Raw genomic sequence first — 21,083 nt, 5'->3', positions numbered from 1 at the left:
GCAGGTGATCCTAATCGGGCCGCCGGGCCGTCCTGACGCGCTGCGCGGTGAGGGCCACCGTCGTGTAGCGCATCGTGAAGCCGCCGCCCATCGCGTCGACGGCCGCGCCGACCGCGTCGAGAACTTGGGACACGTCGTCCGGCGCAAGCCGGGTGAGGGTGCCCTGCGTCGGCAGCTGGTCCAGCCACGCGTCGCGGGTGTAGGTCGTCTCCCAGTCGAAGCGCCACCGCTCGGGCAGACCGAACCCGTCCGCCGCGCGGATGCCCTCGGCGGCCTTGGTGAGCAGCGAACCGTAGCCGTCCAGGGCCTGCTTCGGTGTCGCGCGGACGTCGACCGGCGAGTCCGGGGCCACCCGCTCGTAGACGTCGGCGAACGCCCGCGCCACGGCGGGCGGCGGCTCGGGCACGTTCCAGAACACCACGAGCCGGCCCCCGGGCCGCAGTACCCGCACGGCCTTCGCCGCTCCCGCGACCGGGTCGACCCAGTGCCAGGCCTGACCGGCGGCCACCACGTCGAACTCGCGGCCCGCCGGGTCCCAGGCCTCGAACGTCGCCACCTCGGCCGGCACGCCGAGCCGCCGCGCGAAGTCCGCCATCCGCCCGTCGGGCTCCACACCGAGCACGGAGCAGCCCGCCGCGCGGAACTGCCGGGCGGCGATGCCGGTACCGCAGCCGACGTCGAGGACGGCGGGCCGTGAGCCATGGCCCGCCCGGACGATCCGGTCCACCAGGGCGTCGGGGTAGCGGGGCCGCGTCCGGTCGTAGCGCTCGGCGTCCACGCCGAACGACTCGGCCATCCCGCGGTGTCGGTGGGGTGCGTTCCCTGGGTCAGTGGGCATGCGCCCACTATGGTGGGCACCTGCCCACTCGTCAACGGACCGGGGGGCCGCCGAAGCCACGGAGACACAGAGACAGGGAGGCCCGCGTGCCGACAGGTGTGGCCATCCGCGATGTGCGCGAGCAGCTGTTCGCCGCCGCCGAGCGCGTGCTGCTCCGCGCCGGGCCCAGCGCGCTGACCAGCCGCGCGGTCACCACGGAGGCGGGCTGCGCCAAGGGCGTCCTGCACCGGCACTTCGCCGACTTCGACGCGTTCCTCGCCGAGCTGGTGCTCGACCGCATCCGCGGGGTCGAGGCGCGGGGCGCCGCGCTGCGCGAGGCCGCGGGGGCGGGCAGCGTCGTCGACAACGTCACCGCCGCCCTGACGGACCTGTTCGGCCCCGTCGCCCTGGGCGTCCTCGGCCTGATCACCTCGCGGGACACGCTCCGCGCGCGGCTGCGGCGGACGACGCCGGCCGGCGTCCCTCTCCTGACGGAGGCGGGCTCCGTACTCGCCGCCTACCTCACGGCGGAGCGCGAACTCGGCCGCGTCGCCCCGGACACCGACACCGACACGCTCGCGTTCACGCTCATGGGGAGCGGGCACCTGCTTTTCGCGGGTCGCGAGGACGTGGCACGGGAGGGCGTGGCACAGGGGGGCGTGGCACGGGAGGCCGTCCGGAAGGTTGTGGTGTCGGTGCTCGCCGGGGCCGTGCGGGAACCGTAGGCCCGGGGCGGGGGACTACCCCGACGACGCGCGGACCAGCAGTCGCGCGGGTACGACCACGGGGCCCGGCCCCGCCGCGCCGGCGCCCTCGATCAGGCCGACGAGGAGTGCGACGGCGACGCGCGCGGTCCGTTCCGGGTCGAGGGTCACCGTGGTCACGGGCGGTTCCGTCGCCGCGTAGCCACGGTCCTCGCTGGCGCACACCACGCGCAGGTCGTCGGGGACGCGCAGCCCGTGCCGGGCCGCGGCGGCGAGCAGCTGGCGGCCGCCCGGGTCGTACGCGGCGTAGACGGCGTCGGGGCGGTCCGGGTGGTCCCGGCGGCCCAACAGCGCGTCGAACGCGTGCCCTTGGGCGTCGGCCACGTCGAAGGGCACGATCAGCGGGGCCGCCCCGCGCTCCCCGCACCACCGTTCGTACGCCGCCGTCACCGCGCGGGCGTAGTGCTCGTCGCCGTTGCCGGACTGCAGGGCGATGCGGTGGGCGCCGGATGCGGCGAGGTGGTCGAGGACGTCGCGGGTGGTCGCGTCGTGGTCGTTGTCCACCCAGTGGTCGCCCGGCCGTGGGTCGCCGGGGACGCCGTCGAAGACCAGCGGGATGCCACGGGCGCGCAGCGCGCGGACCATCGGGTCGCCGCGCGGGCTGTCCATGATCAGCATGCCGTCGACGGCGAGGCCGTGCCAGGAGTCGTCGGCGGCGCGGTCGGCGGGCAGCGTGGTGAGGGCGTAGCCGTGGGCGTGCGCGGCCGACATGGCCGCCGTGACGGCGCGTGAGAAGTAGGCGATCTCGGTGTAGTTCCAGGCGGTGGCGAACGTGGTGACGGCGAGGCCCAGCGTGCGGCTGCGCAGGGGGCGCGGGGCGCCGTAGCCGAGCCGTGTCGCGGTCTCGCGGACGCGGCGGCGGGTGGCGTCGCCGACCCTGCCTGTGCCGTTGAGGGCGTGCGAGACCGTCGCCGTCGATACTTCCGCGGCGCGGGCTATGTCGGCGAGTGTCGGCCCTGGCACGCGGCACATCGTACGGAATCCGTCGCCAAGGGCGGGTTCTGGTTAACGGATTACTCGTCGAGGGTTCCACCCATTCGTCGCCGCTGAGCATGGGAGTGTGGTCGTGTCCGGACCGGTCGAGTCCCCGTCGTACGTATCTCCGCCGTCCCCGCTCTCCCGGCGTGGGCTCCTCGCCGCGGCGGCCGCGGGAGCCGCCGGTGTCGCAGGCGCCGCGGGAGCCGCCGAGGCCGCGTCCTCTCCCCGGCGCTCCGCCGCCCTCGTCATCCACAACGCCCGTGTGTTCACCGGCACTTCGGGCCACGCCCGGCACGAGGCGGTGGCCGTCGGGCGGGACGGGCGGATCCTCGCCGTGGGTACGGACGGCGCCGTCAAGCGCTTCGTCGGGCGCGACACCGACGTGGTGGACGCGCGGGGCGGCACCGTCATGAGCGGCGTCCACGACGGGCACGCCCATCCGATGGACGCCGCGAGCCGTTCGCTGCGGCCGTCGCTGGCCGGCGCCGAGCAGACGGTCGAGGAGCTGCGGAAGACGCTGACGGGGTTCCTCCAGGACTCGGCGGAACAGGAGCCGGACGGGTGGCTGGTCGTGGAGGACTGGAACCCGGTCGGGCTCCTCCCCCACGGCACCGCCCCGCACCACTCCATGCTCGACGCCCTGCCGACCCGGCGCCCCATCGCGCTGCGCGGCGGCGACGGCCACAACCTGTGGGCCAATCAGCGCGCCCTGGACATCGCGAAGATCACCGCGACCACCCCGGACCCGGTGGGCGGCAAGATCGTGAAGGGTGCGGACGGCAAGCCGACCGGAGTGCTGAAGGACGACGCCCAGCCGCTCGTCTCCCGGCACATCCCCGAGCCCGACGAGACTCAGTTGGCGCAAGCCGCCGCGAAAATCCTCGCCGAGGCCGCCGCGTCCGGCATCACCACCTTCATGGAAGCGGTGGTGGGGCGCGGCGAGCTGAAGCTCTATCAGCGGCTCGCCGAGTCGGACCGCCTCCTCCAGCGCATCGTGCCCGCCCTGCGCGTGGAGACCGGTCTGACGAAGGATCCGGCCGCGGCGGTGGCGTACGCGAAAGGGCTGCGCGCCGACTTCGAGGACGTACGCGGACTGCGTTTCGGCACGGTCAAGGTCTTCCTCGACGGTGTCATCGAGCATCCCGCGCAGACCGCGGCGCTCCTGGAGCCCTACCTCGACAAGGACGGCAGGCCCACCGGCCACCGCGGCGACCTGTACGTCACGGCCGGCGACTACGGCCGGCTGAGCGCCGCCTTCAACGCCGAGGGCTGGCAGATGCACGCCCACGCCATCGGCGACCGCGCCGTGCGCACCTCCCTGGACGGATACGCGTACGCGCTGCGGAAGACCGGCCGCCGTGATCTCCGCAACACGACGGCACACCTCCAACTGGTCGACCCCGCCGACCTCCCCCGGTTCGCCGCGCTCGGCGTCGTCGCCTGCATGCAGCTGCAGTGGGCCGTCCGCAACACGTGGACCATGGACGCCCTGCTGCCCTACATCGGCGCGGAGCGGCACCGGTGGCAGTACCCGGCGCGCAGTCTCCAGAAGCGGCGCGCGGCGCTCGCGGGTGGCTCGGACTGGCCGGTCGACCCTCTACAGGTCTGGAACCAGATACGCACCGCGGTCGACCGCGAGGGCATGGAGGGCGAGGGCGACCTGTACCGCGCGCAGGAAGGCGTCAGTCGTACGTCTTCCCTGCTCATGCACACCTTGGGCACCGCCCGTCAGCTCCGTATGGAGCACGTCACCGGCACCGTGGAGAGAGGAAAAGCGGCCGATCTCATCGTGCTCGACCGCGATGTGACGCGGTGTCCGGTGGCCGATATCAGCTCGGTCGAGGTGCGCCTCACGCTCGTCGGGGGCACAGTGGTGCACGACGCGGAGTCGTCGGCAGGACGCGCGGCCGCCGCCCGAGTGACGCGGGCGGCGGCGGGGCCCCGGCCCACGGCGTACGCGTCGGTGCACGGCGGGCGGCACGCCTCGTGCGGTTGCGGCCGAACTCCCGGGTGAACTGCCGGGCGATCCGGTGGGCGAACTCCCGCGCGGGGAAAGGTCCGAAAGGCCCCCCGGACGGCGGCTCCTCGAATGGCCCACCCCAGCGCGCGCGTCATCTCATATCTGAGATAACCTGCAACACATGGCAGACGACTACCTCGTACGCATCGGCAAGCTCATCCGTGACGCCCGTCAGCACCGGGGCTGGACACAGACGCAGCTCGCCGAGGCGCTCAGCACCAGCCAGAGCGCCGTGAACCGCATCGAGCGGGGCAACCAGAACATCAGCCTTGAGATGATCGCCCGAATCGGCGAGGCTCTCGACAGTGAAATCGTCTCGCTCGGGTACGCGGGCCCCATGCATCTGCGAGTCGTCGGCGGCCGCCGGCTCTCCGGCTCCATCGACGTCAAGACGAGCAAGAACGCGTGCGTGGCGCTGCTCTGCGCGTCCCTCCTGAACAAGGGCCGCACGGTGCTGCGCCGCGTCGCCCGCATCGAGGAGGTGTACCGCCTCCTCGAGGTGCTCAACTCCATCGGCGTACGCACCCGTTGGATCAACGACGGCGTCGACCTGGAGATCGTGCCGCCCGCCAAGCTGGAGATGGACGCCATCGACGCGGAGGCCGCGCGCCGCACCCGCTCGATCATCATGTTCCTCGGCCCGCTGCTGCACCGCATGGACCACTTCAAGCTGCCGTACGCGGGCGGCTGCGACCTCGGCACCCGCACGATCGAGCCACACATGATCGCGCTGCGCCGGTTCGGCCTGGACATCGCGGCGACCGAGGGGCTGTATCACGCCGAGGTGGCACGCGACGTCTCCCCCGACCGCCCCATCGTCCTCACCGAGCGCGGGGACACCGTCACCGAGAACGCCCTGCTCGCCGCCGCGCGCAGCGCCGGCACGACGGTGATCCGCAACGCGTCGTCGAACTACATGGTCCAGGACCTCTGCTTCTTCCTGGAGGCGCTGGGCGTCGAGGTCGAGGGCATCGGCACGACCACGCTGACCGTGCACGGCGTGCCCACCATCGACGTCGACGTCGACTACTGCCCCTCCGAGGACCCGGTCGAGGCGATGAGCCTGCTCGCCGCCGCCGTCGTCACCGAGTCCGAGCTGACGGTGCGCCGGGTGCCGATCGAGTTCCTGGAGATCGAGCTCGCGGTCCTGGAGGAGATGGGCCTCGACCACGACAGGACCGCGGAGTACGCGGCGGACAACGGCCGCACCCGCCTCATCGACCTCACCGTGCGCCCCTCCAAACTGGAGGCGCCCATCGACAAGATCCACCCGATGCCGTTCCCCGGCCTGAACATCGACAACGTCCCCTTCTTCGCGGCCATCGCGGCGGCGGCGCAGGGCAAGACGCTGATCCACGACTGGGTCTACGACAACCGGGCGATCTACCTCACGGACCTCAACCGCCTCGGCGGCCGCCTCCAACTCCTCGACCCGCACCGCGTCCTGGTCGAGGGCCCCACCCGCTGGCGCGCCGCCGAAATGATGTGCCCGCCCGCGCTGCGCCCCGCCGTCGTCGTCCTGCTCGCGATGATGGCGGCGGAGGGCACGTCGGTCCTGCGCAACGTGTACGTCATCAACCGCGGTTACGAGGACCTGGCGGAGCGGCTGAACTCGGTGGGCGCGCAGATCGAGACGTTCCGGGACATCTGACCGGCAGCTGCCGCCGCACTCCTGCGGCGGTCACGGGTGCGGGCGCCAGTACGCGGCCCGCACCTCGCCCTCCGCGAAGTCCCCGCGCGGCAGGCGCAGGCCCAGGGACTCCTCCAGGGCGTGGAAGTACAGCTGGAACGTGCTGGTCAGTTCGGGGTGGTCCAGCTCGGCGCGGCGCAGGGCCCGGTTGAGGAAGTCCAGCTCGCCGCCGCGGAGGTAGGGAGCGCGGCCGCGCTCGTACCAGATCAGCTCCAGCATGCCCCCGTCGTCATCGACGCTGCGGCCGTCCCGCATGTAGGCGAAGGAGTAGATCGCCTTCGCGGAGGTGGCGGTCAGCCACACGCTTTCCTTGACGCCGAGCGCGTCGTACGCCTCCGTGTCCGCGAAGGAACCCGGCGGTGTGTCGTGGTACAGCAGGAACGTCCACCCGCCCGCCTGCCCGAAACAGCAGCTCTCCCACTGGCGGTCCCAGTGGGCCCGGCCGCCGTCCACCGCCTGGAGGTCCCGCAGGCGCGTACCGGCCGCCACCTGCGCGGGATCGGCCCCGTACAGCAGGGCCAGCCGCTCGGCGTCGATGCTGCGTCCGGGCGCCGCGCGGAAGAAGGCGAGCGTCGTGTACGGGTCCTGTTCCCGCCAGGATCCGGCTATCCAGGCGAGCCCTTCCAGCGGGTCGCGCCCGCACGCCTCGACCGTTCCCGTGCCGTCCAGGCCGCCGGTGCGGAACCGCCTGCCCCACACCGGATCGATCCGCTCCAGCGCGTCGGCCACCTCCTCGAGGCTGCCGCCGCGCCCGCGTATCGCGGACTCGGCGATCAGGTACAGCACCTGTTCGAGGTCGCGGACGGCGAAGGCCTCCCGGTAGAGACCGTGCCGCCCGTGCACCGTGCCGTCCTCGTCCAGCAGCAGGAACAGACCGCCCTCCTCGGTCTCCTCTGCGCACTCGACCCACTCGTCCAGTTCGTCGTCCGAGAGCGCCACGGGCGGCAACTCGACCCCGTCGAGCAGGGGGTGTCGCGCGGTCGTCCGCTGCCACGCCTCCGCGAGTGTCCGCTGAGTGATCTCCATGGCGGCAATATAGGAGGAGGCACTGACAACCGGCCGCGTGAATGCCGGTGCCCAGTGCCTCCGCCCGGTGAGCGTGAGCCTCTGCCCGACGGCTACTGACCCGATGCCGCCAGCTTGTTGAGGTCGACCGTCTCGCCCTTGGCCGGTGCCTTCGGGCTCACGGGCTTGTCGTAGTCGCCGAACGTCGCGTCGTTGGGGGTGTCGCCGCCCTTGGTGGTGACGCGCAGGATGTACGGCTTGCCCTCCGTGGCGACGTACATCGTGTTCATCTCGCCGCCGGAGCCCTTCTTCGTGAGGGCGATGGCCTCCTTGCCGTCGACGGTCGTCGTGTCGCCCTTCTTCATGCCCTTGCGCTCGGACTTGTTCTCGTCCATCGACGCGACGAGGCCCTGCTTGTCGCACATGCCGGTGGTGGACGCGTCGTCGGCGGGCATCTTGACCCACTTGCCGGCGACCTTGGGCAGCACCTTCTCCGAACCCGGCTGGTTCTTCAGGGCGGTCTTCCAGTACTGCTCGTTGCCGCGCATGTACAAGGTGCCGTCCGTGTGCCGGATCTCGGCCTCGGAGCCATCAGTGTCGATGGTCCCCTCGCAGTTCTTCGCCTGGTCGACCGCGATGTCCAGGCTCACCGGCTTCCCGCCCTGCCGCATGTCGCCCTTGATGCGCATGGAGTCGGCGCCCTTGGTGGCCTTCACCGCCTTGGCCGCGATCTGGTCGGCGCTGTCCCCGGCGAACGGTTTGGAGTCGCCTCCGCCACCGTCGTCCCCGTCGCCGCAGCTCGCCAGCAGGGCCGCCGACAGCACGGTCACTCCGATGACACCCGTAACCCTTCTCGAACGCACGTGGTCATCCCTCCCGCGGAACATGAGGACGTTCCGTCATCCGCGGCCCGGGTGGCCGCGGTCGTCGCCGGGTACCCCGTGATTCCTCGCACTCACCCGGAATCCGGCATTCCGCCTGTCATGAGGAGGACCGGTGAATAGGGCGGGAAACCGGGGGTAACCGGGGCAGCAGCTTCACCCTCCGCTCCCCCATCGCTCCCCCAGGAGACCTCTTCATGCTGCAGGCGCACCCCTCCGTCCTCTCCGACCTGCTCGGACGCCACGCAAAACTGCACGCCAAGACGCGTACCGGCACGGCCGACCCCGCACTGCGCCGACAGCTGGACGACGTCACCTACACGCTGTGCGTCATCACCGGGACCCGCTCCCTGGACCAGGCTCTCGCCGTCGCGCGCCGTCGGGCCGGCGGATCGTCCCGCCGGGCCGCTCAGTCGAGCACGGCCACCCCGTCGAGCTCCACCAGCGCGGAGTCGTCCCACAGGCGTACGGCGCCCACCACCGCCATCGCCGGGTAGTCGCGGCCCGCCAACCGGTGCCAGATACGGCCGAGTTGGGGCGCGCAGGCCCGGTAGTCGGCGACGTCCGTGGCGTAGACGGTGACGCGGGCCAGGTCGGCGGGGGTGCCGCCCGCGTGGCGCAGGGCCGTGAGCAGGTTGGTCAGCGCGCGCTCGAACTGCTCGGGCAGGGTGGCGCCGGTGACCTCGCCCTCGCTGTCCAGCGCGGTCTGCCCGGCGAGGAAGACGAGCCGTGAACCGGTGGCGGTGACGGCGTGCGAGAAGCCCTTGGGCGGGGAGAGCTCGGCGGGGTTGACGCGGTTCAGGCTGCTCATGCGGGCGGCTCCTCCAGGTGGGTGGCGTACAGCTCCTTGGCGATGATCGTGCGCTGGACCTCGCTCGCCCCCTCGTAGATGCGGGGCGCCCGCACCTCACGGTAGAGGTGCTCCAGGAGGTGGCCGCGGCGCAGCGCGCGGGCGCCGTGCAGCTGGACGGCCGCGTCGACCACGTACTGGGCGGTCTCCGTGGCGATCAGCTTCGCCATCGCGGCGCGCCGGGCGATGCCGGGGGCCTGCGGGCCCTCGCGGTCGTACGCCGCCGCTGCCGCGTACACCATCAGGCGGGCCGCCTCCGTGCGCGTGGCCATCTCGGCGACCTGGTGGGCGACGGACTGCAGATCCTTCAACGTGCCGCCGAACGCCGTCCGTTCGGCCGTGTGGGCCAGCGTCGCGTCGAGCGCGGCCTGCGCCATGCCGACCGCGAACGCGCCGACGCTCGGCCGGAACCGGTTCAGGGTCGTCATCGCGACCCGGAAACCGCGGTCCACCTCGCCGAGCACGTCGTCCGCCGTGACCCGCACGCCGTCGAAGGCCAGGGCGCCGATCGGGTGCGGGGAGAGCATGTCGAGGGCGGTGCCGGTGAGGCCCGCGCGGTCGGCGGGGACCAGGAACGCGGTGACTCCGCGGGAGCCCGCGCGCGGGGACGTACGGGCGAAGACGGTGTAGAAGTCGGCTTCGGGGGCGTTCGAGATCCAGCACTTCTCGCCGGTGAGGCGCCAGCCGTCGGGGCCGTCGGGGGTCGCGGCGAGGCTCAGGGCCGCCGCGTCCGAGCCGGCGCCCGGCTCCGAGAGGGCGAAGGCGGCGATGGCGTGGCCGCTGCGGACGGGGGGCAGCCACCGGTCCCGCTGGGCGGGGGTGCCGTGGATGTGCACGGGGTGTGCGCCCAACCCTTGCAGGGCGAAGGCGGTCTCTGCCTCTGTGCAGGCGTAGGCGAGGGACTCTCGGGTCAGGCAGAGGTCGAGTGTGCGGGGCGCTTCGCTGGGGGGACGGGTTTCATTCTGCGGGTCGGAGGGGGCTGGTCGCGCCCCGGCGGCGGAGCCGCTCATGTCACCGCCCCGCGCCCCTGAAGGGGCGCCATCTGGGCCCGCGCCCTCTTCGTTTCCCTCGAATAGCGCGTCCAGCAAGCCCAGTTCGCCCAGCGCCCTCACCAGCGGGCGGTTCACCCGGCCCGGCTCGCCCTTCTCCGCCAACGGGCGCAATCGCTCCTCCGCAAGCGTGCGCAGTCTCGTGCAGCGGGCGGTTTCTTCAGGATTGAGCGAGAATGCCGTCACCCCGGTCCCCTCCTTTATCGCGCACCGTTGACTGTCGTCACCATCACGATACGCTCATGGAGCGAGCCCACCACAGCGCCCGACCGGCAGGCAAGGGGGCAGAGCCGCCATGGAACCCACCGGCAATCCGGCCGACCCGGGGCTGACACCGTCCGGCCACGTCGACACGTTCACCAGGGACCATCTGCCGCCGCGCGAGCGGTGGCCCGTGCTGGTCCACGACCGTCCCGAGCTGCGCCACCCCGCCCGCCTCAACTGCGGCGCGGAGCTCCTGGACCGGACCGTCGAGCGGTTCGGCGCCGAGCGCCCCGTCTTCCACTCCGCGTCCGGCGAGACCTGGACGTACGGCCTGCTGCGGCAGCACGTCGACCGGATCGCGCATGTGCTGACCGACGAGCTGGGCGTACCGCCCGGCGGGCGCGTGCTGCTGCGCGGGCCCACCACGCCGTGGCTCGCGGCCTGCTGGCTCGCGGTGATGAAGGCGGGCGCGGTCGCGGTGACCGTCCTCGCCCAGCAGCGTGCGCAGGAGCTCGCCACCATGTGCGAGATCGCCGAGGTGCGGCACGCGCTCTGCGACGTCCGGTCGGTGGACGACCTGATCAAGGCCGGTGTGCCGGGGCTGAGCATCACCACGTACGGAGGTGAGGGACCCGACGACCTTCTCGTGCGTGCGGGCAGGCAGCCCGCGGAGTACGAGGCGGTCGGCACGGCCGCCGACGACGTCGCGCTCATCGCGTTCACCTCCGGCACGACGGGCCGGCCCAAGGGGTGCATGCACTTCCACCGTGACGTGCTCGCCATCGCCGACACCTTCGCGCGGCACGTCCTCAAGCCGGTGCCCGACGACGTCTTCGCGGGCAGCCCGCCGCTCGGTTTCACCTTCGGACTCGGCGGTCTCGTCATCTTCCCGCTCCGCTTCGGCGCGTCGTCCGTCCTGCTCGAACAGGCGGGTCCCAAGCAGCTGTTGCCCGCCATCGGGCGGCACGGGATCACCGTGCTCTTCACCGCGCCGACCGCGTACCGCACGATGCTGGACCAGCTCGACGAGCACGACGTCTCGTCGCTGCGCCGCTGCGTCTCCGCCGGGGAGAACCTGCCCGCGGCCACCTGGCAGGCCTGGCACCGGCGCACCGGCCACCGGATCATCAACGGCATCGGCGCGACGGAGCTGCTGCATATCTTCATCTCCGCCGCCGACGACGACATCAGGCCCGGCACGACGGGACGCCCCGTGCCGGGGTGGCACGCGCGCGTGGTCGACGATTCCGGCGCCCCGGTGCCGGACGGCGAACCGGGACTGCTCGCCGTGCGCGGCCCGGTGGGCTGCCGCTACCTCGCCGACGACCGCCAGCTCCAGTACGTACGGCACGGCTGGAACATCACCGGCGACACCTACGTCCGCGACCCCGACGGCTACTTCCGGTATGTCGCCCGCGCCGACGACATGATCATCTCGGCCGGGTACAACGTCGCGGGCCCCGAGGTCGAGGAGGCCCTGCTCCGCCACCCCGACGTCGCCGAGGCCGCGGTCGTGGGGCGCCCCGACGAGCTGCGCGGCCAGGTGGTCCTGGCTTACGTGGTCCTGCGCGAAGGGGCGACGCCCGACGCCGACCGGCTGCGCGAATTCGTCAAGGGCGAGCTGGTGCCGTACAAGTGCCCGCGCGAGATCGTCTTCCTGGACGCGCTGCCGAGGACGGCGACGGGGAAGCTGCAGCGGTTCCGGCTGCGTGCCGAGTCCCCGGCGGAACCGGGCCCGTAGAGTGATCACGTGTCCGAGCAGCACACTCCACGGTCCCTGATCGTCACCTTCTACGGCGCCTACGGCCGGGCCGCGCCAGGACCGGTCCCGGTGGCCGAGCTGGTGCGCCTCCTCGCGCCGGTCGGCGTGGACGCGCCGTCGGTGCGGTCCTCCGTGTCCCGGCTCAAGCGGCGCGGCCTGCTGGTGCCCGCGCGCACGGCCGCGGGCGCGGCGGGCTACGAGCTGTCGCCCGACGCGCGCCAGCTCCTGGACGACGGCGACCGCCGCATCTACGGCACCGAGGCCGCGCGGCACGGCGGCGGCTGGGTCCTCGCCGTGTTCTCCGTGCCCGAGGCCGAACGCCAGAAGCGGCACGTGCTGCGCTCCCGCCTCGCGGGCCTCGGCTTCGGCACGGCGGCCCCGGGCGTCTGGATCGCCCCCGCGCACCTCTACGAGGAGACCAGGCACACCCTGGAGCGGCTTCAACTCGCCCCGTACGTCGACCTGTTCCGCGGCGAGCACCTGGGCTTCGCGCCGACGGCCGAGGCGGTCGCGCGCTGGTGGGACCTCTCGTCACTGGCCAAGCAGCACGAGGCCTTCCTGGACCGGCACGAGCCGGTGCTGCGCTCCTGGGAGTCCCGCAAGGGCGCTCCCCCGCCGCCCGAGGAGGCGTACCGCGACTACCTCCTCGCGCTCGACTCGTGGCGCCAACTCCCTTACACGGACCCGGGTCTGCCCGCCGATCTGCTGCCGTCGGACTGGCCGGGGGCCCGTTCCGCCGCGGTGTTCGCGGCGCTGGACGGCTGGCTTCGGGAGGCCGGGGCGCTGTTCGTGCGGCCCGCATAGGCTGGCCCCCGACTTAGTGATCATGTGCTGGGCTGGAGGTGGCGGGTGGGCGAGGACGTGTTGCGCTGGATGCGCTGGAGCGAGTACCGCGTCGTGCCGTGGAAGAACGGTGGCGGCACGACCAGGGAGGTCGCGGACGGCACCGGCTGGCGGGTGAGCGTCGCGGACGTGGCGGGCGACGGCCCCTTCTCGTCCTTCCCCGGCATCGACCGCGTGATCACCCCGGTCGAGGGCGACGGCATGCTGCTGACCGTAGCCGGGGCCGCACCCGTGCCGGTCGAGCCGCTGCGCCCCTTCGCCTTCCCCGGTGACGCGGCGACGGACTGCCGGCTGGTGGCGGGCCCGGTGCGCAATCTGAACGTGATGACCCGCAGGGGCGGCGCGACGGCCGGGGTGCGGATCGTCACCGTCACCGCAGGGCGGGAGGCGGAGACGGTGTGCGCGGCGGGCGAGACCCTGCTCGTCATGGCCGTCACCGAGGGGATCGCTGTCGCCGGACAGGACGGGCCGGGGACTCCGCTGGGCCGCCTCGACTGCGTACGCCGGGACGGTCCGGCCGCGCTGACGCTGCGCGGCGACGGCACGGTGGCCGAGGTCAGGATCGAGACCGGGACCACCGCGCCGCACTGACGCGGACGCTCAGCCGCCCAGCGTCAGCCTCGGCTTGGGCGCGTCCGTGCGGCCCGTCTGGGGCCGTCGGCTGCCCGCGCGGTACTGCACGGGCCAGCTCACGCCCGGGCCCGCGTAGCCCTGTTCGGCGGCGGCGTGCAGGGTCCAGTGCGGGTCGTAGAGGTGTGGGCGGGCGAGGGCGCAGAGGTCCGCGCGGCCGGCGAGGAGCAGGGAGTTGACGTCGTCCCAGGAGGAGACGGCGCCGACCGTGATCACCGGGATGCCGGTCCGGTTGCGGATGCGGTCGGCGTACGGGGTCTGGTAGGAGCGGCCGTACGCGGGGCGCTCGTCGGAGACCACCTGGCCCGTCGAGACGTCGATGGCGTCGGCTCCGTGTGCCGCGAACGCGCGGGCGATCTCGACGGCGTCGTCCGCCGTGGTGCCGCCGTCGGCCCAGTCGGTGGCGGAGATGCGGACGGTCATGGGTTTGCCGGCCGGCCACACCTCCCTTATCGCGTCGAAGACTTCGAGGGGGAAGCGGAGGCGGCCCGGCAGGGCACCGCCGTACGCGTCCGTGCGGTGGTTGGTGAGCGGGGAGAGGAAGCCGGAGAGCAAGTAGCCGTGGGCGCAGTGCAGTTCGAGGAGGTCGAAGCCTGCGCGGTCGGCGCGCCGTGCCGCCGCGACGAACTGCTCGCGGATGTCGGTCAGTCCGGCGCGGGAGAGTTCGCGCGGGGTCTGGCTGCCCGGCTTGTACGGGAGCGGTGAGGCGGCGTCGAGCGGCCAGTTGCCGTCGGGCAGCGGGTCATCGATGCCCTCCCACATCAGGCGGGTGGAGCCCTTGCGGCCGGAGTGGCCGAGCTGGACGCCGATCGCCGTGCCGGGTGCCTGCGCGTGGACGAAGTCGGTGACGCGGCGCCAGGCGTCGGCCTGTTCGGCGGTGTAGAGCCCTGCGCAGCCCGGAGTGATGCGGCCGCGCTCGCTGACGCACACCATCTCCGTCATGACCAGGCCCGCGCCGCCCAGTGCCCGGGCGCCCAGGTGCACCAGGTGGAAGTCGCCGGGGACGCCGTCCACGGCGGAGTACATGTCCATCGGGGAGACGACGACGCGGTTGCGCAGGGTCAGGTCGCGCAGCCGGAAGGGCGTGAACATCGGCGGGGTGCCTTCGGGGCAGCCGAAGTCGCGCTCGACGGCGCGGGTGAAGCCGGCGTCGCGCAGGCGGAGGTTGTCGTGGGTGACGCGGCGGCTGCGGGTGAGGAGGTTGAACGCGAACTGGCGGGGCGGCTGGTCCAGGTGGTCCGGCAGGTGCTCGAACCACTCCAGGCTGGCGCGGGCCGCGCGCTGCGTGGAGGCGACGACGGGGCGGCGCTCCGTCTCGTACGCCGCGAGGGCGCCCGGGATGTCGGGCTGTTCCTGGAGGCAGGCGGCGAGGGCGAGGGCGTCCTCGACGGCGAGCTTGGTGCCGGAGCCGATGGAGAAGTGGGCGGTGTGGGCGGCGTCGCCAAGGAGCACCGTGTTGCCGTGCGACCAGCGGTCGTTGACGACCGTGCGGAAGTTGATCCAGGCGGATTTGTTGCCGCGCAGCGGGCGGCCGCCGAGCGCGTCGGCGAAGATCTTGGCGCAGCGTTCGGTGGACTCGTGCTCGTCGAGCTCGGCGAACCCGGCGGCCTCCCACACCTCCTCGCGCATCTCGACGATGACGGTGGAGGCGTCGGGATCGCGGGAGTACGGGTAGCCGTGCAGCTGCATCACGCCGTGCTCGGTCTCGGCGATCTCGAACCGGAACGCGTCGAAGGCGAAGTCCGCGGCGAGCCAGATGTAGCGGCAGCGGTGCGTCGTGAGGCTCGGCCGGAAGACGTCGGCGTGTGCCTCGCGGGTGAGGCTGTGCACGCCGTCCGCGGCGACGACCAGGTCGTACGCCGTGGCCAGCTCGGCGGCGGGCGGCGCCTCGGTGCGGAAGCGGAGCTCCACGCCGAGGCCGCGGCAGCGCTCGTGCAGGATCTCCAGGAGCCTGCGCCGCCCGAGCGCCGCGAAGCCGTGCCCGCCGGAGGTGTGCCGCCGGTCGCGGTGCACGATGTCGATGTCGTCCCACCGCACGAACTCGGCCTGGAGCGCGGCGTACACGGCGGGGTCGGCGTGCTCGATGCCGCCGAGGGTCTCGTCGGAGAGCACGACGCCGAAGCCGAAGGTGTCGTCGGGTGCGTTGCGCTCCCAGACGGTGAGCTCGCGGCCGGGGTCGAGCCGCTTGAGCAGCGCGGCGGCGTAGAGACCGCCGGGCCCGCCCCCGATCACGGCGATGCGGTGGGGGGTGGCCATGGTCACCGCCCCTGCCACTTCGGCGGGCGCTTCTCCGTGAAGGCCGCGTGGAACTCGGCGTAGTCCTCGCCGTTCATGAGGAGGGCCTGGGTGGACGCGTCCAGTTCGACGGAGGCGGCCAGTGGCATGTCGAGCTCGGCGGTGAGCAGCGCCTTGGTCTGCGCGTACGCGAGGGCGGGTCCTTCGGCGAGGCGGCGGGCCAGGGTCTGTGCGGCCTCGGCCGCCTTGCCCTCGTCCGTCAACTCGCTGATCAGGCCGATCCGTTCGGCCTCGGGCGCGCGTACCGCATCGCCGAGCATGAGGAGCCGGGTGGCGTGGCCCAGGCCGACGACGCGCGGCAGGAGGTAGGCGGCGCCCATGTCGCCGCCGGAGAGGCCCACGCGGGTGAAGAGGAAGGAGAAGCGGGCGCTCGGGTCCGCGACGCGGAAGTCCGCGGCGAGGGCGAGCACCGCGCCGGCGCCCGCCGCCACCCCGTGCACGGCGGCGATCACCGGGAAGGGACACTCCCTGATGGCGCGGACGACCTGGCCCGTCATGCGGTTGAAGTCGAGGAGCTGGGCCGTGTCCATGGCGAGCGTGGCGCCGATGATCTCGTCGACGTCGCCGCCCGAGCAGAAGCCGCGGCCCTCGCCGCCGAGCACGAGGGCCCGCACGGACTTGTCGCGGGAGAGCTCGGCGAGCAGGTCGCGCAGGTCGGCGTAGGCGCCGAAGGTGAGGGCGTTGAGCTTGTCGGGGCGGGCGAGGGTGACCGTGGCGACCCCTTCGTCGACGGCGAGGCGCAGGTGCCGCCAGTCGGGGGTGCGGGTCGCGGAGCCGGTGAAGGGACTCATCAGGTGCGGCCTCCTCGGCCTGGGGGCTGGCTGGAGTGCGCGGTCGTGCGACGTACAGGCGTACCGGTGTCGGTGTGTGGGCCGCCTCAGACGAAGTTATCACCGTTCCGTGACCGTCGTCATGAGTGCGCGATACGACGACAGGGTCGTACGTCCCGTGAGTGCCCGACCCTCGCCCCTGTCGGCACAGCGCTTAGGATTCGTACGGTTGAAAGCAGGACCGCCTGCTGCCCTGAACGGACCCGCCTTGCACGAGCCCTCCTCCCCCGCCTCCTGGCGCATCGCGCTGCCGCACACCACGGCGGCCGTGCCGGTCGCGCGCGCCCTGGTCCGTACGGCGCTCACCGACATCGAGTCGTCCGCCGACACCGACACCGCCGAGCTCCTCACCGCCGAGCTGGTCGCCAACGCCGTGGAGCACACCGAGGGGCAGGAGCCCATAGAGCTGGTGATCGAGCTCCTGCCGACCGGCTGCCAGGTCGAGGTGCACGACTCCAACCCGCTGCCGCCCGGCGACCTGACCGACCCCGGCCCGCACGCCGAGCCCGACCCCTGGCAGGAGCACGGGCGCGGGCTGCTCCTGATCCGCACCCTCAGCTCGTCCTGCGGTCACCGCCCCACCGCGTCCGGCAAGGCGGTCTGGTTCACGCTTCCCGCGACGCCCCCGCGGCACTGCCGCTGAGCGGTTCCTCGCCCCGGCCGAGCCGCGAGTGTCCGCGGCCGTAGAGCGCGTAGACCACGGCACCCACCACGAGGAACACGGCGAACTGCAGCCACGTCCGCCAGCCCGTGCCCCAGATCAGATAGAGGCAGAAGCCGATCCCCAGGAGCGGGCTGACCGGGTGGAACGGCACCCGGAAGGTGCGGCGCAGGTCCGGGGCCGAGCTGCGCAGCGCGATCACCGCGACGTTCACCACGACCATGATCGCCAGGGTGCCGATGGTGGTCAGGCTGACGACGACGTCGAGCGACGAGAAGGCGGCGGGCACGGCGACGGCCGCCGCGACGATCCAGGTGCCCGCGACCGGTGTCGCGGTCCTCGGCGAGACGCGTTCGAAGACGCGCGGCATGAGGCCGTCGCGGGACATCGACATCAGGATGCGGGTCTGGCCGTACATCACGGCGAGCACCACGGACGCGATGGCGACGACCGCTCCGAAGGCGATGATGCCGCCGCCGACGGTCGAGTCCGTGACCTGGTCGACGACGAGCGAGAGCGCGGCGGGCTTGTCGGCGACGGCGTCCGGGCCGAGCGCGCCGATTGCGGCGAGCGCGACGGCGACGTAGAGCAGGGTGACGACGCCGATGCAGATCAGGATCGCGAGCGGGATGTTGCGCCGCGGGTTCTTCACCTCCTCGCCTGCCGTGGTGACCGCGTCGAAGCCGATGAAGGAGAAGAAGGCGAGCGAGGCGCCCGCGGTGACGCCGGAGACGCCCGCGCCCGCGAAGGGCGTGAGGTTGCCGTCCTCGAACGCGGTGAACGCGATGGCCAGGAACAGCAGCAGGATGCCGATCTTCAGCACCGCCATGGCCGCCGTCGCGCCGGCGCTCTCGCGGATGCCGCGCACCAGGAGCACGGCGGCGAGCAGGATGACGACGACGGCGGGCAGGTTCAGCACGCCGCCCTCGCCGGGTCCCGCGGAGAGCGCGGCGGGCAGTTCCCAGCCGGTGAGGCTGTGCAGCAGCTGGTTCAGGTACTGGCTCCAGCCGACCGCGACCGCGGAGACCGAGACGCCGTACTCCAGGAGCAGGCACCAGCCCACGAGGAACGCGGTGCGTTCGCCCAGTGAGGCGTACGCGAAGGAGTACGAGCTGCCGGAGACCGGGATCGCGCCGCCCAGCTCCGCGAACGAGAACGCGGTGAAGATGCACGTCACGGCCGCCAGGACATAGGAGACCGCGACGGCGGGGCCGGCCTCGGCGACCGAGTCGGAGAGGCCGACGAAGATGCCGGTGCCGACGATCGCGCCGACACCGAAGCACACGAGCTGGAAGAGCCCCATGGTGCGCCTGAGGCCGTGGCCTTCCAGGTCCGCGCCCGATTCGGCGACGAGCTGATCGGGGGACTTGATGCGAAGCCCATTGGTGCTTGTGGGGCTCATGGGGTGGTTCTCGTTTCCGGTGGTGCGTGGTGCGGTGTGCGTGGTGCGTGGTGCGAGACGTGTGTGTCAGGTCAGTGTCGCGACCAGGACCGCCTTGATCGTGTGCATACGGTTCTCAGCCTCGTCGAAGACGACGGAGTGTGCCGACTCGAAGACCTCGTCCGTGACCTCCAGGGACTCCAGGCCGTACGTCTCGTGGAGCTCGCGGCCGACCTGGGTGCCCAGGTCGTGGAAGGCCGGCAGGCAGTGCAGGAACTTCACGTCGGCGTTGCCGGTGGCGCGCAGGACGTCCATCGTCACCGCGTAGGGCGCGAGGGCGGCTATGCGCTCGGCCCACACCTCCTTGGGCTCCCCCATCGACACCCACACGTCGGTGCCGACGAAGTCGGCGCCCCGGACACCCTCCTCGACGTCCTCCGTGAGGGTGAGGCGGGCGCCACTGGCCTCGGCGAGCCCGCGGGCCCGCGCGACGATCTCCTCGGCCGGCCAGTAGGCCCGGGGCGCGACGATGCGTACGTCCATGCCGAGCAGCGCGCCGGTGACCAGGTAGGAGTTGCCCATGTTGAAGCGGGCGTCCCCGAGGTAGGCGAAGGCGATGTCGGTGAGGGGCTTGGCCGCGTGCTCGGTCATGGTGAGCATGTCGGCGAGCATCTGGGTGGGGTGCCAGTCGTCGGTCAGGCCGTTGTAGACGGGCACGCCCGCGTGGGCGGCGAGCGTCTCGACCGTGTCCTGCGCGTCCCCGCGGAACTCGATGGCGTCGAACATCCGGCCGAGCACCCGGGCGGTGTCCTTCGACGACTCCTTCTTGCCGATGTGCGAGCCGGACGGGTCGATGTACGTCGTGGCGGCGCCCTGGTCGGCGGCGGCCACCTCGAAGGCGCAGCGGGTCCTCGTGGAGCTCTTCTCGAAGATCAGGGCGATGTTCTTGCCCCGCAGCCGCCGCGTCTCGGCCCCGGCCTTCTTGGCCGCCTTCAGCTCGGCGGCCAGGTCGATCAGGCCGCGGAACTCGTCGGCGGTGAAGTCCAGCTCCTTGACGAAGTGGCGGCCGGTGAGGTCTGTGGCCATGAGGCGCTCCAGGAATGCGGAAAGGGGGTGCGGGACACGGTGACCTTGGAACTATATACGACGCTTCACATTTATATACAGGCGGTCGTGGTGCCCCGCCCTGCTACGCCCCCGGCACCGCGTCCCGCTGCACCGGACAGCTCATGCACCGCGGGCCGCCCCGGCCGCGCCCCAGCTCACTGCCCAGGATCTCGATCACCTCGATGCCCTGCTTGCGCAGGTGCGTGTTGGTGGTCGAGTTCCGCTCGTACGCGACGACGACGCCCGGCTCCACCGCGAGGACGTTGCACCCGTCGTCCCACTGCTCGCGCTCGGCCGCGTGCACGTCCTGCGTGGCCGTGAGCACCCGGATGCCGTCGAGCCCGAGCGCGGCGGCGATGGCCCGGTGCATGTGCTCGGGCGGATGGTCGGTGACCTTCAACTCCCGCTCCCCCACGCCCGGTTCGATGGTGTACGAGCGGAGCATGCCGAGGCCCGCGTACTGCGTGAAGGTGTCGCCGTCGACCATCGTCATGACCGTGTCGAGGTGCATGAAGGCGCGCCGCTTCGGCATGTCGAGGGCCACGATGGTCTGCGCGGAGCCCGCCGCGAACAGCTTGTGCGCGAGCATCTCGACGGCCTGCGGGGTGGTGCGCTCGCTCATGCCGATGAGCACCGCCCCCTTGCCGATCACCAGGACGTCGCCGCCCTCGATGGTCGAGGGATAGTCCGCCTGCCCCTGCGACCAGACGTTGAAGTTCTCGCCGCGGAACAGCGGATGGTGCTGGTAGATCGCCTCGAAGTGCACGGTCTCGCGCTGCCGGGCGGGCCAGCGCATCGCGTTGATGGAGACGCCGTCGTAGATCCAGGCGGAGGTGTCGCGGGTGAAGAGGTGGTTGGGCAGCGGGCCGAGCAGGAAGTCGTCCATGTCCATGCAGTGGAAGCGGACGGACGTCGGCTCGGCGTGCCGCTCCAGGAACTCGCGCTTCGTCATCCCGCCGACCAGCGCCTCGGCGAGCTCGGCCGACGGCATCGTCGCGAACACCGCCCGCAGGTGGTCGGTGGCCAGCGGCCCGTACTCCTTCTCGTCGAAGACGCGGTCCAGGACGAGGAGGCGGGCCGCCGGCACGTCCAGGGTCTCGGTCAGCAGGTCACCGAAGAGGTGGACGGCCACGCCCCGGTCGCGCAGCACGTCCGCGAAGCCGTCGTGCTCCTGGCGGGCCCTGCGCACCCACAGGACGTCGTCGAAGAGGAGGGTGTCCTTGTTGCTCGGAGTCAGCCGCTTGAGCTCCAGATCGGGGCGGTGCAGTATGACGCGGCGCAGCCGCCCGGCCTCGGAGTCGACATGGAATCCCATG

The 21,083-nt window shown here is 72.4% G+C and carries 19 protein-coding genes; 8 read left to right on the top strand and 11 right to left on the bottom strand.

Translation table 11 applies throughout. From position 1 onward, the window contains the following. Nucleotides 1-10: 10 nt before the first annotated feature. A complete protein-coding gene (locus ACI2L3_RS06700) occupies nucleotides 11-838 on the bottom strand; it encodes a class I SAM-dependent methyltransferase (protein WP_404751200.1) in 828 nt (275 codons plus the stop codon). Between the two features lie 86 nt (nucleotides 839-924). On the opposite strand from ACI2L3_RS06700, the gene ACI2L3_RS06695 reads away from it, so the two are divergent. Beyond that, the gene (locus tag ACI2L3_RS06695; RefSeq protein ID WP_404751199.1) at nucleotides 925-1,542 is read left to right on the top strand and encodes a TetR/AcrR family transcriptional regulator; all 618 of its coding nucleotides are present in this window, start codon (nucleotides 925-927) and stop codon (nucleotides 1,540-1,542) included. 15 nt (nucleotides 1,543-1,557) lie between these two features. On the opposite strand, the gene ACI2L3_RS06690 is transcribed toward ACI2L3_RS06695, so the two are convergent. Continuing rightward, nucleotides 1,558-2,553: a LacI family DNA-binding transcriptional regulator gene (locus ACI2L3_RS06690; protein ID WP_404751198.1), complete on the bottom strand. Its 996-nt coding sequence runs from the start codon at nucleotides 2,551-2,553 to the stop codon at nucleotides 1,558-1,560. Nucleotides 2,554-2,647: 94 nt separating this feature from the next. Between ACI2L3_RS06690 and ACI2L3_RS06685 the strand changes: the two genes are divergently transcribed. Next, a complete protein-coding gene (locus tag ACI2L3_RS06685; RefSeq protein WP_404751197.1) occupies nucleotides 2,648-4,573 on the top strand; it encodes an amidohydrolase in 1,926 nt (641 codons plus the stop codon). 127 nt (nucleotides 4,574-4,700) lie between these two features. After that, on the top strand, nucleotides 4,701-6,230 hold the full coding sequence (locus ACI2L3_RS06680; protein WP_404751196.1) for a helix-turn-helix domain-containing protein: 1,530 nt from the start codon (nucleotides 4,701-4,703) through the stop codon (nucleotides 6,228-6,230). Between the two features lie 30 nt (nucleotides 6,231-6,260). On the opposite strand, the gene ACI2L3_RS06675 is transcribed toward ACI2L3_RS06680, so the two are convergent. Next, nucleotides 6,261-7,295: a hypothetical protein gene (locus tag ACI2L3_RS06675; protein ID WP_404751195.1), complete on the bottom strand. Its 1,035-nt coding sequence runs from the start codon at nucleotides 7,293-7,295 to the stop codon at nucleotides 6,261-6,263. 92 nt (nucleotides 7,296-7,387) lie between these two features. Next, complete coding sequence (locus ACI2L3_RS06670; RefSeq protein ID WP_404751194.1) at nucleotides 7,388-8,104, bottom strand: hypothetical protein; 717 nt, start codon at nucleotides 8,102-8,104, stop codon at nucleotides 7,388-7,390. Between the two features lie 248 nt (nucleotides 8,105-8,352). On the opposite strand from ACI2L3_RS06670, the gene ACI2L3_RS06665 reads away from it, so the two are divergent. After that, nucleotides 8,353-8,652: a DUF5133 domain-containing protein gene (locus ACI2L3_RS06665; protein ID WP_404751193.1), complete on the top strand. Its 300-nt coding sequence runs from the start codon at nucleotides 8,353-8,355 to the stop codon at nucleotides 8,650-8,652. Here ACI2L3_RS06665 and ACI2L3_RS06660 read toward each other — a convergent pair. Both ACI2L3_RS06660 and ACI2L3_RS06655 read right to left on the bottom strand, forming a co-directional pair. Beyond that, nucleotides 8,565-8,966 (bottom strand): RidA family protein, encoded by a 402-nt coding sequence (locus tag ACI2L3_RS06660; RefSeq protein WP_404751192.1) that lies wholly within the window; start codon nucleotides 8,964-8,966, stop codon nucleotides 8,565-8,567. The genes ACI2L3_RS06665 and ACI2L3_RS06660 overlap by 88 nt on opposite strands. Further along, complete coding sequence (locus ACI2L3_RS06655) at nucleotides 8,963-10,240, bottom strand: acyl-CoA dehydrogenase family protein (protein WP_404751191.1); 1,278 nt, start codon at nucleotides 10,238-10,240, stop codon at nucleotides 8,963-8,965. Before ACI2L3_RS06655 ends, ACI2L3_RS06660 begins: the two co-directional genes overlap by 4 nt. A 109-nt stretch (nucleotides 10,241-10,349) precedes the next feature. Between ACI2L3_RS06655 and ACI2L3_RS06650 the strand changes: the two genes are divergently transcribed. From ACI2L3_RS06650 to ACI2L3_RS06640, 3 genes are read left to right on the top strand one after another with little or no spacing between them, the layout of a single operon-like run. Continuing rightward, the gene (locus tag ACI2L3_RS06650; protein ID WP_404751190.1) at nucleotides 10,350-11,999 is read left to right on the top strand and encodes an AMP-binding protein; all 1,650 of its coding nucleotides are present in this window, start codon (nucleotides 10,350-10,352) and stop codon (nucleotides 11,997-11,999) included. Nucleotides 12,000-12,008: 9 nt separating this feature from the next. Next, entirely contained in the window at nucleotides 12,009-12,824 is an 816-nt protein-coding gene (locus ACI2L3_RS06645) for a PaaX family transcriptional regulator C-terminal domain-containing protein (protein WP_404751189.1), read from the top strand. A gap of 45 nt (nucleotides 12,825-12,869) precedes the next feature. Continuing rightward, complete coding sequence (locus ACI2L3_RS06640) at nucleotides 12,870-13,454, top strand: HutD family protein (RefSeq protein ID WP_404751188.1); 585 nt, start codon at nucleotides 12,870-12,872, stop codon at nucleotides 13,452-13,454. A gap of 9 nt (nucleotides 13,455-13,463) precedes the next feature. Here ACI2L3_RS06640 and ACI2L3_RS06635 read toward each other — a convergent pair whose 3' ends face one another. Both ACI2L3_RS06635 and ACI2L3_RS06630 read right to left on the bottom strand, forming a co-directional pair. Continuing rightward, complete coding sequence (locus ACI2L3_RS06635) at nucleotides 13,464-15,749, bottom strand: bifunctional salicylyl-CoA 5-hydroxylase/oxidoreductase (protein WP_404751187.1); 2,286 nt, start codon at nucleotides 15,747-15,749, stop codon at nucleotides 13,464-13,466. Between the two features lie 2 nt (nucleotides 15,750-15,751). After that, entirely contained in the window at nucleotides 15,752-16,579 is an 828-nt protein-coding gene (locus ACI2L3_RS06630) for an enoyl-CoA hydratase family protein (RefSeq protein WP_404751186.1), read from the bottom strand. 232 nt (nucleotides 16,580-16,811) lie between these two features. On the opposite strand from ACI2L3_RS06630, the gene ACI2L3_RS06625 reads away from it, so the two are divergent. Further along, a complete protein-coding gene (locus tag ACI2L3_RS06625; protein ID WP_404751344.1) occupies nucleotides 16,812-17,261 on the top strand; it encodes an ATP-binding protein in 450 nt (149 codons plus the stop codon). On the opposite strand, the gene ACI2L3_RS06620 is transcribed toward ACI2L3_RS06625, so the two are convergent. From ACI2L3_RS06620 to ACI2L3_RS06610, 3 genes are all read right to left on the bottom strand, one after another. Beyond that, nucleotides 17,224-18,681, bottom strand: coding sequence for an amino acid permease (locus ACI2L3_RS06620; RefSeq protein ID WP_404751185.1), 1,458 nt, complete (start codon nucleotides 18,679-18,681; stop codon nucleotides 17,224-17,226). The two genes, ACI2L3_RS06625 and ACI2L3_RS06620, sit on opposite strands and share 38 nt — an antisense overlap. A 66-nt stretch (nucleotides 18,682-18,747) precedes the next feature. Next, on the bottom strand, nucleotides 18,748-19,746 hold the full coding sequence (argF, locus tag ACI2L3_RS06615) for an ornithine carbamoyltransferase (protein WP_404751184.1): 999 nt from the start codon (nucleotides 19,744-19,746) through the stop codon (nucleotides 18,748-18,750). Nucleotides 19,747-19,849: 103 nt separating this feature from the next. Continuing rightward, nucleotides 19,850-21,082, bottom strand: a complete 1,233-nt coding sequence (locus ACI2L3_RS06610) for an arginine deiminase (protein ID WP_404751183.1) — start codon at nucleotides 21,080-21,082, stop codon at nucleotides 19,850-19,852. Between the last annotated feature and the right edge of the window lies 1 nt (nucleotide 21,083).

The organism is Streptomyces sp. NPDC029674, assembly GCF_044903205.1.
Taxonomy (GTDB): Bacteria; Actinomycetota; Actinomycetes; order Streptomycetales; family Streptomycetaceae; genus Streptomyces.
This window is presented reverse-complemented; position numbering and strand designations above follow the sequence as displayed.